The following is a 13,675-nucleotide window of genomic DNA, read 5'->3' as shown; positions in this document are numbered from 1 at the left end:
CTCGTCCTCCACAGGACCCCCCGGCCGCGGCGTCGCAGGAGCTGGTCCGACCGCCTTACCGAACAGTCGGGGGGCTCGGAGGCCTCATCCGCCCCGCGACTGTTCGGTAACCCGACACGGATGCGAAGGCAGCAGCTGAGGGGAGTACGACGACCGACCCGGCGCCGGCCTCACCAGATCCGGACGCGGTCCTCGGTGTCGAGCCAGAGCCCGTCGTCGGGCTGGGTCTCGAAGACCTCGTGGAACTCGTCGAGGTTGCGCACGATGTTGGCGCGGAACTCGGCCGGGCTGTGCGGGTCGACCGTCAGGTACTGGAGCTCCTGCTCCTTGCGGCGCTTGGTGCGCCAGACGTGCGCCCAGTTGAGGAAGAGAGTGCGTCGGTCGTCGTCGGAGGCCTCGCCGCCCTCGCTGATGACGAAGGCCTTGTGGGCGATGGTCAGCCCGCCGAGGTCGCCGATGTTCTCGCCGACGGTGAGGGCACCGTTGACGTGCTCGCCGGGCAGGTTGCGCGGCTCGAAGGCGTCGTACTGCTCGATGAGCTTCTTGGACTTGGCCTCGAAGGCGGCCTTGTCGTCGGCCGTCCACCAGTCGTGGAGGTTGCCGTCGCCGTCGTACTGGGCGCCCTGGTCGTCGAAGCCGTGGCCGATCTCGTGGCCGATGACTGCGCCGATGCCGCCGTAGTTCTCCGCGGACTCTGCCTCGGGGCTGAAGAAGGGCGGCTGCAGGATCGCGGCGGGGAAGCAGATCTCGTTGGTGCCGGGGTGGTAGTAGGCGTTGACCGTCTGGGGGAGCATCAGCCACTCGTCGCGGTCGACGGGCTGGCCCACCTTGGCGAGCTCGCGGTCGGTCTCGAAGGCGGCCGAGGCCAGGGCGTTGCCGAGGAGGTCGTCGGCGCTCACCGCGAGTGCGGAGTAGTCGCGGAACTCGGTGGGGTAGCCGATCTTGGGGTAGAACTTCTCGAGCTTGTCGTAGGCCTTCTGCTTGGTGTCCTCGCCCATCCAGTCGAGCGCCTCGATCGAGACGCGGTAGGCCTTGACGAGGTTGTCGACGAGCTCGTCCATCATCTGCTTGGACGCCGGCGGGAAGTGCTGGGAGACGTAGACCTTGCCGACCGCCTCGCCGATCGCACCCTCGACGAAGGCGACCCCGCGCTTCCAGCGCTCACGCAGCTCGGGGGTGCCGTTGAGGGTGCGGCCGTAGAAGTCGAAGTTGGCCTCGACGAACTCGTCGGAGAGGTAGGAGGCGAAGCTGCGGACGATCTTGGCCTGGAGGACGTCACGGAGGTCCTCGACCGACGTCTCCGCCAGCACGCTGGAGAGGTGCTCGAAGAAGTCGGGCTGCATCACGACCGTGCGAGCGAGGGTCTCGGCGGACCCGCCGAGCGCGTCGGCGTAGGCGGTGAAGTCGAAGGCGGGACAGCTCGCCTGCAGCTCCTCGAGCGTCAGGTGGTTGGTCGTCCGCTGGACGTCGCGGGTGTCGGCCGCCTCCCAGTGACCCTTGGCGAGCCGGGTCTCGAAGGCCATGACGGTGTCGGCGGCGGTCGAGGGGGACGGGTGGTCCGCGAGGGTGAGGAGGTGGGTGAGGTAGGCGAGGTACTTGCCGCGGATCTCGGCGAACTTCTCCTCGCGGTAGTAGGACTCGTCGGGCAGGCCCAGGCCGCCCTGCATGAGGTAGACGATGTTGCGTGAGGCGTCACCGCGGTCCGGGGTGACGTAGGAACCGAAGAACCCGCCTCCGCCGGAACGCTCGAACCGACCGAGGAACGTGGCCAGGCCCCCCAGGTCCTCGAGGGCGGCGACCTCGTCAAGCATCCCCTGAAGCGGGCTGATGCCGAGGGCGTTGATGCGCTCGGTGTCCATGAACGAGGCGTAGAGGTCGCCGATCTTGCGCTCGTCACCCGACTCGTCGCCGTCGAGCTCGTCAGCGGACTTCTCCGCGAGGGTGGTGATGATCTCGCGGACCTGCTGCTCGGCGTCGTCGGCGAGCGCGATGAACGCGCCCCACGCGGACTTGTCGGCCGGGATCTCCGCCTCGTCGAGCCAGCGTCCGTTGACGTGGCCGAACAGGTCGTCCTGGGGGCGGATGTCGGGGTTCATGCCCTCGCGGGCCGCGTCGAGGATGCTCACGGCCACGACACTAACCCCGAAGGCCCACAGATTTGATCGCCCCGTCGGTCACCGACCGGTCCAGACCACTCGTGACGGGGTCCTCGCGCAGTGCCACTCTTGGCTGTCGCCATCCGTCGCCGGCGTGTGGCACCGACGATCTCTGGGGGACCCACGCCATGCACCTGCGCCGACTCACTGCCGTGCTCGCGGCTTCGACGACCATGCTGCTGCCGACGGCCGTCACGCCGACGGCAAGCGCCGGGCAGCTCGAGGGGCGGGTGTCCACCGGCTCCTGGGCGCCGCTGACGCCGAGCCTGTCCGTCAACTTCGCCGATGCGACGGTCGCCCGCGCGGCGGACGGCACCCAGCACGTGGTGTGGATGGTCGACAACCCCGACCGCACCCACAACTACGAGCACACCACGATCTCGCCGAGCGGGGCGCAGGGTCCGGTGAGCAAGGTGCTCCCGACGAACTGGTCCCAGCTGGGCACGCCAGTGGACCTCGGCGTGAACCCCGACGGCAGCCTGCGCCTGGCCTTCCGCGGCTCCATCGACGGCAGCACCGCCGACTTCTTCTCCTACAAGGGCGTCTACACCGCAGTCTCGGGCGACGGCGGCCTCACCTGGGCGGTGCCCAGGGAGGTCCTCGTGAAGACCCACACCATCGGTGGCGTCACCATGGCCTACACCGCCACCGGCGCTCCGATCACTGGCTTCGGCGACACCGGAGGCTTCCACTGGAGCATCGGGTCCACGCCCGAAGCAGCCCTGTCCTCGGCGGTCGTCGCGGAGTTCACCGACCACGACGCCATGGGTGCCTCCCTGGTGAGCTCGGGAGGGGTCGTCCACGTCGTCTACCAGAGCAGCCGGCTCAACGCGGTCTTCGCCCGCCAGGTGTGGCCCACCCTGGGCGCACCCGTCCAGGCGCCGGGCACCCACACGATCCCCCACCAGCCGATCTCGGTCGTCGACCGTCCCGGCGTGGGCCCGGTCGCGGCCCTGGTGGTCGCCGGCAAGGTCGTGCTCTGGGACATCTCCTCCAACAGCACCCACCCGGTGCGGGGCATGGACGGCGCCAGCAACGCCTCGCTGGCCGCACTGCCCGACGGGCACCTGTGGGTCGCGGCGCAGGGCCCCATCGGCTACACCCCGCGCGCCTCCCGGGTCGCGGCGAGCGGCTGGGACGTCGACCGGCGCCCCACCGAGCTCGACGACCTCTACAGCACCTTCGGCGTCGTGGTCAGCAGCGTCGACGCGTTGCGCGCCGAGCTGGTCGTGCCCGGCGCCGAGTCGGGCGACCCGGTGCGCATGCATGCGCAGTCGGTCGAGGCACAGATGAGCGTCAAGGCCTCGCCCGGTCGCTGGCGTGCTGGCCGGGCTCAGAAGGTGGTCTTCAAGGTCACCGACGTCGATGGCGGCGTCTCCGGTGCCAAGGTGCGCGCCGCCGGCAAGCGGTGCACCACGAACGGCGCCGGCAAGTGCAAGATCAAGTTCCGTGCCTACCCCCGCCCGCGGAAGATCACGGTCAAGGTGACCAGGGACGGCTACGTGCCGGTCAAGCTCAAGCTCAAGGTCAAGAGGTAGGCCTGGCCCCGGCGGGCGAACGCGACCGGGCCGCGACCGGGCCGCGACCGGAACGGCACATGCTCAGGGCATGAGGAGAACGGTGTCGTCGTGAGCGCCTGGACCTACCCTCCCCGCATGGAGTTCGGTGTGCTCGGGCCGTTGCTGGTCACGGGTGACGACGCTGCCGTGGAGATCAGGGGCGTCAAGGAGCGGACCCTGCTCTCCCACCTGGTCGCGCACGTGGGTCGCACAGTGCCCGTGCCGGACCTGGTGGACGCACTCTGGGGGGAGGAGCCCCCACGGTCCGCCGCGAAGTCCGTCCAGACCTTCGTCCTGCGGGTGCGCCAGGCGATCGACCCGGACCGGGGCCCCTCCGCCTCGGTGCTTGTGACCGACCCCGGCGGCTACCGCCTCGCGGTGCCTGCGGACAGCGTCGACGCGCACCGCTTCGAACGTCTCGCCGGGCTCGGGCACGACGCGCTCGAGCAGGGCCGGCACTCGAGCTGCGTCGCCACCTTGCGCGAGGCGCTCGACCTCTGGCGTGGACCCGCCTATGCCGGGCTCGAGCACACCCGCTTCGGCGCGGCGGAGGCGCGCAGGCTGGAGGAGCTGCGGCTCGCAGCGCTGGAGGACCGGTGGCGGGCCGAGCTCGAGGTCGGCCACGAGGCTGCCGCAGTCGCCCAGCTCGAGCAGCTCGTGGACGAGCACCCCTACCGAGAACGACTCTGGGCCGTCCTCATGCTCGCGCTCTACCGCGCGGATCGGCAGGGCGATGCGCTGGCGGCGTACGACAGGGCCCGGCACGTGCTCGACGAGCAGCTCGGGGTCGAGCCCGGCGAGGAATTGCGGGCCATGCACGCCCGCGTCCTCCACCAGGACGTCACGCTGCTGCGGTCGCGGCCGTCGGTCCCAGCCTCACTCGTCCCGCCCCGCCGTCCGATGGTCGGCCGGGACGAGGAGCTGGGGCTTCTGACGTCGGCGTGGCAGCGCGCGAGCGCGGGTGAGGCGGTCACCGTCGTGGTGCGCGGCCCTGTGGGTGCGGGGGCCACCAGGCTCGCCCAGGAGCTCGCCTCGGTCGTCACGCGCGCCGCCCGACCCGTCGCCTTCGCCGCCGGCACCGAGGGCGTCGCCCCGACGGGTGGCCTGCTCGTGTCCGACCACCCGGTGCGGCCGGCCGAGCCGGGCTCGATGGTGCTGCAGCTGGCCCGGCCCGACGCGACCGTGCCGCCCGGCGGACTCGGGCTCGACCTCGAGCCCCTCGACGCAGGCGCTGTGCGGGAGATCGTCTCGGCCTACGCTGCGTCCGCCGACGTCGACAGCGCGACGGCGTTCGTCCTCGCCGCCGGGCCGGCGTGGCCGGGGCCGGTGCACGACGCCGCCCTGAGCTGGGTGCGCGACACCGCCCGGGCACGGGTGGCGGCGGGGGCCGGCCGCCTGGACGAGGCGGCCTCCCAGCTCGACGCCGCCCGCGCGGAGATCGTGGAAGGGGTCGTGACGCTCGGCACGGCCGCGACGACCCCGTCTGCCGTGACGGACGCATGCCCCTGGCGCGGTCTCGCGTCGTACGACGTCTCCGACGCACCCTGGTTCGTCGGACGCGAACGGCTGGTCGCCGAGCTCCTGGCCCGGGTTGCCGCGGGTCGGCTCCTGGCCGTCGTGGGCGCCAGCGGCAGTGGCAAGTCGTCGTTGCTGCGCGCGGGCCTGCTGGCCGGCCTCGCCGCGGGCCGGCTGCCCGGCAGCGAGTCGTGGCCCACCATGGTGATGCGCCCGGGAGACCACCCGGTCCGTGAGCTCGCCCGCTCCGCCCTCGGGATGGCGGGCCGCACCCCTGACGCCGGCGACGTCCTGGCGCGTCTTCTCGACGACCATCCGATGTCGTCGAGGTCGGTCCTCGTCGTCGACCAGCTCGAGGAGGCATGGACGTCGTGCGACGACGAGGACGAGCGTGCACGTTTCCTCGACCTGCTCGCAGACCTGGTCCACAACCCACAGGCGGAGATCACCGTCGTGGTGGCGATCCGCGCCGACTACGTCGCGCAGCTGGCGGAGCACCCACGGCTGGCCCGTGCGCTGGCCGACGACACCGTCCTGGTCGGCTCGCCCACCGAGGCCGAGGTCGAGCGCACGATCCACCTGCCGGCAGCAGCCGCCGGCCTCGAGCTCGAGCTGGGGTTGGCCGATGCGATCGTCTCCGACGCGGGGGACGAGCCGGGTCTGCTCCCGCTCCTGTCGGTGGCGCTCACCCAGCTGTGGGAAGCGCGCGAGGAGCGTCGTCTCACGCTCTCGGCCTACGTCGGGATGGGCGGGCTCGCCGGCGCCATCGTCCATCTCGCCGAGCAGGCCTACCTCGCGCTGCCTCCCGACCGGCAGACGACCGCGCGCAGCCTGCTGCTCCGGCTCACCGGCCCCGGTGAGGGCACGGGCGTCGTACGACGGCGCGTGCCCGACGCCGAGGTCGCTGCGCTCCCCGACCCGGCAAGCATCGAGGTCGTCCAGCACTTCACCGACGCCCGTCTGCTCAGCCGCAGCGACGGCCACGTCGAGGTGGCCCACGAGTCGCTCTTCCGCGAGTGGCCGCGCCTCGCAGGGTGGATCCGTGAGGACGCCGACGCGCGTGGCGTGCGGCACCGGCTCGCCGAAGCGGCGCGTGAGTGGGACGCCGACGGTCGTGACCCCGCTGACCTCTGGCGCGGGGTTCGGTTGGACTCGGCGGTCGAGATCGGCGACGAGGCAAGCCTCACCGCTCTCGAGCACGACTTCCTCGACGCCGGCACCCGGGCGGTCGAGGCGGAGACCCGCAAGGCGGAGGAGCGAGCCGAGAGCGCCGTACGACAGAACCGCCGCCTGCGCACCCTTCTCGCCGGCCTGGCGGCCCTCCTGGTCCTGGCCCTCGTCGCGGGTGCGGTGGCCCTCATCGCCCGGCAGAAGGCGGCCGACGCCACCGATCGGGCCGAGGCCTCGGCGCGGGCGGCGGACGCGAAGCGGCTCGCGGCCCAGGCGCTCAACGAGGACTTCCTCGACACCGCTCTCCTGGAGGCCGTCGAGGCGGTCCGCTTGGAGCAGAGCCCCGAGACCTACGGGGCGCTGCTGAGCCTGCTGGGGCGCAGCCCCCATCTCGTGGGCATGGTCCGTACCGAGAAGGCGCGCTTCCTCAACGCCGCCACCTCGATCGACGGGCGCACGGTGTTCCTGGCCGACCAGGGGCAGCTTTGGGCCTTGGACGCCCGGTCGGGGGAGGAGCTGTGGCGCAGGTCGTTCGAGATCGACGGGGAGACCGGGCAGCCGGGTGACATGGCGGTCGGTGGCGCAGGCATCGCGGTCCCGGTGGGGACGGTGTCGCACAACATGCTCGCGCTCCTCGACCCGGCGACCGGCGAGGAGCGCTGGCGGCTGGACTCGCGGGACGTGCCCTGGGGGAGCCTGGCCGGTCCGCCGGCCGCGGAGCCGCGCCTGGTCGGGTTCGAGGCGGCGTGGCTGCCGGGCGGTCGCCTCGTGACCACCGCGGCCGACAAGCTGCTGGTGCTCGACGCGAGAGGCGCGGTGCGCGACAGCGAGCACCTGGGCGCGTTCGGCGATTTCCTGCGTCCGTGGCCCGACGGCCGGGTGAGCGTGTCGGTCGAGCCCGGTCGCGGCATGCTCGTGGATCCGTCGCTCGGTCGACCGTCGCGCCGGCTCCCCCACCTGCCGGTCGCGGTCGCGCCTGCGGGCGCCAGGCTCGTCACGGTGAGGGAGACACCGAGCCAGTTCTTCCTGCAGCTCCGCGACCTGGACTTCCGTCCGGTCGGCGAGGAGCTGCTCGTGCCCTCCTTCGTGCAACGCGTGGCCTTCAGCTCCGACGGCGAGCGCTTCGCTGTCCTTCTCGACGAGGAGGTGCAGGTCCGGGACGCCGCTCGAGGCCAGCTCCTCACCACGCTCGACGGTGTCCACAGCGGCGCCACCATCGACGCGACCTTCGCCGCGGGGGGCGACCTCCTGTGGGTCGCGGGCCGGGAGGGACTGGGCACCGCGTGGGACCTCGGTCGTCCCCAGGGGGTCTTCAGCGAGGAGCCCGTGCGTGTCGAGCCGCACGTCGCAGGCCCGGTCCGCGGCCGGCTTACCGCCTACATCCGTTACAACAGCGTCGAGCTCAACGGAGCCGCCGTGGCCGACCTGGCGAGCGGACGCGACTCGGTCCAGGAGCTCGAGCAGGTGGACGGCTGCTCCTGCCAGATCGGCTCCGTCACGATGGCCCCGGACGACAGGACCGTCCTCGGCGCGATCCACGAGTGGAAGCCCGACTTCTCCGGCATCCACCACGACCGGGGCAGGCTGGCGTGGTGGTCGGCCGAGGACGGCAGGCTCGAGCAGACCCTCGAGCTGCCGTGGTACCCCCGGTGGATCGACACCACCCCGGACGGGTCCCACGCCGTGGTCAACGGCTCGCTAGGTTGGGCCGTCGTCGACCTCGAGACCCGCAGCATCGTCGGGGAGCCGATCGACGCAGACCCGCTCCTGGGGGACACCGAGCCCGACGGCCAGGTCCGCGTCTCCCCGCGCGGTGACGAGGCCGCGTTGATGCGCAACAGCACCGTCGTCGTGGTCGACGCGCGCACCGGCCGCGAGCTGCGACGTGGCGAGATCACCGACGAGCCCCGGGACGGGACCGGCACCGCCGACGAACCGGACTACTCCCTCACCAGCGCTGCGTGGACGGAGGACGGTGACACGCTTGCGATCGGCACGTTCGAGGGGTCCGTCCACTTCCTCGACGCCCACACGTTCGAGCCGGTGGCTCCCGCACGACTGGAGATCGACGGGTGGGTCCTGCAGACAGAGATGAGCCCCGACGGACGCTGGCTGGCGACGATGGGAACCGACGGAGACGTCGTGCTCTGGGACGCCGAGACCTGGTCCCCGGTGGGGAACGCCGTCATGGAGGACGGGTCGTGGGGGGTGCTCCGGTTCGCCGAGGACTCAGGGTCGCTCACGGCGTGGTTCGAGCAGGTCGAGCAGGACCGCAGGGGCGTCGTCCGCACGATCAGCCTCGACCCCGGGGACTGGGTGGCCCGGGCCTGCCGCCTCGCCAACCGACAGCTGACGCGTGACGAGTGGGCCGTGATCCATCCGGGCCTGGAGTGGCGCGAGACCTGCTCGTAGGGACCGCGACCGTAGCGCGACCAAGGCTCGACCGGGCCGCCCCAGCCTTGCCCCATGAGACCCTTCAGTGCACCCGTCACCACGGCCGCAGTCCTGGTGGCATCCGCGATCGTCGTCCCCAGCGCCCTGGCCCAGGACACCGACCAGCTCACGCTCGGCGACCCCGTCCCGGGCTTCGCCGCGACCACGCACGCCGGCGGCGCCGGCGCGCCGCCACCCGTGCTGTTCTCGGCGATCGGGGTCCAGTCCACGGGCAAGCTCGTGATCGCCGAGGAGACCGCGTCCGGCACCGTCCTGCACCGCCTCCATGCCGACGGGACGCCGGACCACTCGTGGGGCAGCGACGGGCAGGGACCCGACATGCCGGGCTACGTCGGCCACCTCCTGGTGCTCCCCGACGACCGGGTGGTGGTCGCCGCTGGGGACGTGCGGCAGTACACCGCCGACGGGCGCTCGGACAGCACGTTCAGTGGCGACGGCGTCGCTCGCCTCGCCGCCAGCAGCAGCTACTCGACGCCGTACGCCGAGGCGCTGTTCCGCGAGCCCGACGGACACCTCGTCGTGACGGGGGAGAGTCGGTACCTCGACTCCGACGTGGACGTCTTCGCCGCTCGGCTGACGCCTGACGGCACCGAGGACCCGCTCTACCGTGCCGGCGGACGCGAGTACTGCGCGCACGACTGTGCCGCCGACAACCGGACGCTCGGAGCGCTGGCCGGCCCGGGGGGTGCCTACCACCTGGTCGGCACGTCGAAGGTGGGGTCGGAGCCTGCGCCTCCCCGAAGCTGGCGGCTCTCGCCCCAGCAGCACCTCGACGGCGCTCCGGCTCCACTCCCGCTGCCCAGCGGTGGGCTCCTGGCGCTGATCCCGGGTCGACAGCCGAGCACCGCCCTCGTCGCGGGTTACTCGGACACGGCCTCCTACCTCGCGAGGCTGGAGGTGACCCAGGCCGGGGACGTAGTGCTCGACCCGTCGTGGGGTGCCGGGGGCGTCGTGACCATGGAGCGCGCGGCAGCACCCCGTGCCGGGGTGGTCCAGCCGGACGGGAAGGTCGTGGTGTCCACGACCCGCGGCCTCGTCCGGCTGCACCCGGACGGGACCGTCGACCCAGCCTTCCGCTCTGCTCCCGACGCCCAGAACCAGTCGGGACACGCGGTCGCGCTCACCGCCGACGGCGGCATAGTGCAGGGCGGGTCGGAGCGCCGCGACGGCCAGGTCCACACCAGCACCTTCCTCCGCAAGTTCATCGGAAGGCTCGCCCGGGTCAGGACCAGCATGGTGCACACCCCTGCTGCGGGGCTGACCCAGACCGCGAGGATCACCTACCGCAATGACGGCCCTGACGAGGCCGCCCACGCCCAGGTGCTCGTCGCCGTGCCGCCGGGTATGTCGCCCCAGCTGTCCTCCTCGCGCGGCTCGTGCACGGGCGCAGGCTCGGAGTGGGCCTGCCACCTCGGGACCCTGGGCTCCGGTGAGCAGGCTGCCATCGACGTGACGCTCAGCTCGGCCACCCCGGCGACGGGAAGCCTGGTCGCCACCGGCTCCAGCACGACGTACGACGCCCACCTCGCCGACCAGAGCAGCTCGGCGACCATCACCACGAGTGCGGCCGCCGTGACGACCTCGCCACCCGCGACCTCCGGCGTGACGAGGGTGACCCTGGTGAAGCGCCCCGTCATCAAGGGCACGACCGGGGTCCGGGGCCGGCTGAGGGCCACGACCGGCACCTGGAGCCCGAAGCCCACGACCTACGAGTACCGCTGGCTGCGCAACGGCAAGGCCATCAAGAAGGCCACCCGGCGTACCTACCGCCTGACGCGCAAGGACGTCGGGAGGAAGATCGCCGTACAGGTCACCGCGGTCAGGACGGGACACGCCAGCGGGGTCGCCACCTCCCGAAAGATCCGGGTGCGGCGATGAGAAGCGGGGCACGACCGGACCGCGACCGCACCGCGACCGCGTGTCCGCAGGGTCGGGGCATGACGACCAGCACCGGCCGACGAGCCCGCACCCGCACCACCGCGATCACCACCATGACGGCGACCCTCGCGCTCTCCGTCCCGGCGTCGGCGCTCCCCGGCGCCCAGGCCACGGACGCCCGGCCGCCCTCCGGCGCAGGGGACAGCTCGACCACGACGTCCCTGCGAGGCCTCGTCTCGGGCATCCCGCCCACCCTCACGACCGGCAGCGTCCCGATCACCGACCGTCCGGGACTGCTGCGCACTCCCGACGGCGTGCTGCACGTGTCGTACACCCGACAGACGAGCCCGGGCCACGTGCAGGCCGCTCACGTCGCCGTCAGCCCCGCCGGTCGTGTGGTGCGACGCAGCGACATCACCGCGCCCTGGATGTTCCTCACGGCCAGCGCCATCGTGCCGGCCCCGGGAGGCATGCGGGTGCTCCTGAACGGCTACACGCCCGATGCCCCGACGCCGTTCGCGTGGGGCGGGGCCTACAGCGCGCTCGGGGACGGCGCCGGCGCGTGGACCGTCCCGGCGGAGAGACTGAACAGGTTCGACGGGGAGTCGGACCTGGCGACGCTGCCCGACGGCTCCCCGCTCTCGGCGGTGCTGCACTGGTCGGGGATGCACGCGCACGTGGGCGCCTTCACCCAGGACAACACAGGCGCTCCCAGCCACCAGCAGGTCGCGGGAGGCGGCGGCTACAACCTCAACCTCGAGCGCGTCGGCGACGAGGTCTACGTCGGCTGGAACGTCCTCGCCGGCTCCGGGAGCCCCGGCACCTTCGTGCAGCGCGTCCACCCGACCCTGGGCCCCGTGCTGGCGGCACCGGGGAGCTCGGGCTCGGCCGACGCGGTCGGCTCGAGCAACCGCAGCGCGCTGGCGGTGAGCACCACGGGTCACCTCTACTCCGCCTACTGCGCAGGAGGCACCGAGCTCGCCTGCGACCACATCTCCCTGTGGAACGTCTCGACCGGTCACGTCACCCGTGTCCCTCGGTCGGGAGGGGCCACCCGGGCGATCACGCTGTCGGCGGCACCGGAGGGCCGCATGTGGATCACCTGGCGCAGCGCACCTGCCGAGCTCACGGGAGTGCGCACCAACCGCACGGGCACGGCGGTCGGCACCCCCACCGTGCGCCCGCTCGGAGACGCCTTCGGCTTTCCGCACAGCGCCGCCGAGTCCTCGCTCGGCTTCGCCGACGTGGTCCTGACGGTGTCGGGGAAGCACGTGCTGGCGCGCCTGCTGCCGGCGTTGTCGGTGAGTGCCTCACCGCGGCGCTGGGGGGTCGGCAGGGCGCAACGCCTCACCTTCCGTGTCGTCGACGCGGGCGAGGCCGTCGGTGGGGCGCGGGTGAGGCTCGCCGGGAAGAGCTGCCGCACCAGCGCGGCCGGCAGGTGCTCCGTGCGCCTGCGGCCGTCGGCCGGTCCGCGCAGGCTCACCGCGAAGATCTCGGCCACGGGGTACGACGCCTCCGCCGTCCTGCTCAGGATCACGCGATGAGCGCGCGGCACAGGACCGGCGTCGCGGCGCTCGTCGTGGCGGCGAGCCTCGCGACAGCCCCGGTCCCCGGCAGCTCGGCGCAGCCGGCGGAGCCGCCGGTTCGCGGACGGTTCATCGCTTCACCGGGTGAGGTCTCGCCCCGGCAGGCGATCCTGCTCACGGGCCTCGCCGGCGGCCACCTCCCGCGTCCGGTCGTGCTGCAGCTGCGCACCCCGGACGGATGGACGCCGCTGCAGCGCAAGCTCACCCGCGAGGGCGGGCTCTTCCGGTTCACCCACCGGGCGCCCCGCACGACGGGGATGCTGGTCTTCCGCGTGCGGGTGCCTGCGGCGCCGCACATCGGGGGCGACGCCTCGGTCACCCCGACGCGACGGGTGCGAGTGACGGCCTAGCGGACGCGGACGACCGACTTGCCGAGGGTGCGGCGCTCCTCCATCTCGGTCAGTGCCTGCCCGAAGTCCTCCAGGCGGTAGGTCTCGCCGATGGGCGGGTCGACGACACCGGACTCGATCATCGGCATCAGCTCGATCCACTGGCGTTGCATGTAGCCGGGCTTGGTCATCGCCCACGCACCCCAGCCGACGCCGCGCACGTCGATGTTGTTGAGGAGCAGGCGGTTGACCTTGACCTCGGGGATGCCCTGGCCCGAGGCGAAGCCGACCACCAGGAGGCGTCCGCCCTCGGCCAGGCAGCGCAGGTAGTCGGTGAACGCGTCACCGCCTGCGACGTCGAGCATGAGGTCGGCCCCGCGCCCGCCGGTGAGGTCCTTGACGGCCGTGCGCACGTCGTCGCTGCCGACCACGACGTCGTCGGCACCTGCTCGGCGGGCCATCTCGGCCTTTTCCTCGCTGGAGACCAGGGCGATCGTGCGCGCACCGTAGCCCTTGGCCACTTGGACGGTGGCGGTGCCGACACCACCGGCGGCGCCGTTCACCAGCACCGTCTCGCCCTCGCGGATCCCGCCCCGCTCCTTGAGCGCGAACTGGGCGGTGAGGTAGTTCATCGGCAGTGCCGCGCCGGCGTCGTACGACACCGAGTCGGGCAGCGGGAAGGTGAAGATCACCGGGTTGGCGACCTGCTCGGCCGCGCCCCCGTGGCTGTTGACGCCGCACACGCGCTGTCCGACCTCGAAGCCGCTCGACTCCGCCGCCCCGGGGTCGAGCACGACGCCGGCGAAGTCCACGCCGAGGGTGAAGGGCGGCTCGGGCTTGAGCTGGTACTCCCCCTTGCTGAGCAGGAGGTCGGGGAAGGAGACCCCGACGCTGTGCACCTCGACGAGCACGTCGTGGGCCGTGGGGGTGGGCTCCTGGACGTCACGTACGACGACGTCGGCGGGGCCGGTGGGGGCGAGGACCTGGGCGGCGCGCATGGAGGCACGCTATCGGCGACCCGCACTCCC

Annotated in this window: 7 protein-coding genes; 5 read left to right on the top strand and 2 right to left on the bottom strand. The window is 72.5% G+C overall.

Features of this window, described 5'->3' with window-relative positions; genetic code table 11:
* Positions 1–170: 170 nt before the first annotated feature.
* Positions 171–2,126, bottom strand: a complete 1,956-nt coding sequence (locus EXE58_RS07650) for a M13 family metallopeptidase (RefSeq protein WP_135267333.1) — start codon at positions 2,124–2,126, stop codon at positions 171–173.
* A gap of 158 nt (positions 2,127–2,284) precedes the next feature.
* On the opposite strand from EXE58_RS07650, the gene EXE58_RS07645 reads away from it, so the two are divergent.
* From EXE58_RS07645 to EXE58_RS07625, 5 genes are all read left to right on the top strand, one after another.
* A complete protein-coding gene (locus EXE58_RS07645) occupies positions 2,285–3,694 on the top strand; it encodes a hypothetical protein (RefSeq protein WP_135267332.1) in 1,410 nt (469 codons plus the stop codon).
* Between the two features lie 117 nt (positions 3,695–3,811).
* Positions 3,812–8,812: an nSTAND1 domain-containing NTPase gene (locus tag EXE58_RS07640; protein ID WP_135267331.1), complete on the top strand. Its 5,001-nt coding sequence runs from the start codon at positions 3,812–3,814 to the stop codon at positions 8,810–8,812.
* 54 nt (positions 8,813–8,866) lie between these two features.
* Positions 8,867–10,732: a DUF11 domain-containing protein gene (locus EXE58_RS07635; protein WP_135267330.1), complete on the top strand. Its 1,866-nt coding sequence runs from the start codon at positions 8,867–8,869 to the stop codon at positions 10,730–10,732.
* 59 nt (positions 10,733–10,791) lie between these two features.
* Positions 10,792–12,276 carry a hypothetical protein gene (locus EXE58_RS07630; protein ID WP_135267329.1) on the top strand — a complete coding sequence of 495 codons (1,485 nt, stop codon included), beginning with the start codon at positions 10,792–10,794 and terminating at the stop codon, positions 12,274–12,276.
* Positions 12,273–12,668 (top strand): hypothetical protein, encoded by a 396-nt coding sequence (locus tag EXE58_RS07625; RefSeq protein WP_135267328.1) that lies wholly within the window; start codon positions 12,273–12,275, stop codon positions 12,666–12,668. Before EXE58_RS07630 ends, EXE58_RS07625 begins: the two co-directional genes overlap by 4 nt.
* Here the strand turns inward: EXE58_RS07625 and EXE58_RS07620 are convergent.
* The gene (locus EXE58_RS07620; protein ID WP_135267327.1) at positions 12,665–13,645 is read right to left on the bottom strand and encodes an NADPH:quinone oxidoreductase family protein; all 981 of its coding nucleotides are present in this window, start codon (positions 13,643–13,645) and stop codon (positions 12,665–12,667) included. The two genes, EXE58_RS07625 and EXE58_RS07620, sit on opposite strands and share 4 nt — an antisense overlap.
* Between the last annotated feature and the right edge of the window lie 30 nt (positions 13,646–13,675).

It is taken from the genome of Nocardioides seonyuensis, assembly GCF_004683965.1.
GTDB lineage: Bacteria > Actinomycetota > Actinomycetes > Propionibacteriales > Nocardioidaceae > Nocardioides > Nocardioides seonyuensis.
The sequence above is the reverse complement of the archived record's forward strand: the minus strand, read 5'-3'. Positions and strand labels throughout refer to the sequence as shown.

Bases quoted from the DNA above. Each gene is read 5' to 3' on its own strand.
- EXE58_RS07645 (WP_135267332.1), top strand. From the start codon at position 2,285: ATGCACCTGCGCCGACTCACTGCCGTGCTCGCGGCTTCGACGACCATG.
- EXE58_RS07640 (WP_135267331.1), top strand. From the start codon at position 3,812: ATGGAGTTCGGTGTGCTCGGGCCGTTGCTGGTCACGGGTGACGACGCT.
- EXE58_RS07635 (WP_135267330.1), top strand. From the start codon at position 8,867: ATGAGACCCTTCAGTGCACCCGTCACCACGGCCGCAGTCCTGGTGGCA.
- EXE58_RS07630 (WP_135267329.1), top strand. From the start codon at position 10,792: ATGACGACCAGCACCGGCCGACGAGCCCGCACCCGCACCACCGCGATC.
- EXE58_RS07625 (WP_135267328.1), top strand. From the start codon at position 12,273: ATGAGCGCGCGGCACAGGACCGGCGTCGCGGCGCTCGTCGTGGCGGCG.
- EXE58_RS07620 (WP_135267327.1), bottom strand. From the start codon at position 13,645: ATGCGCGCCGCCCAGGTCCTCGCCCCCACCGGCCCCGCCGACGTCGTC.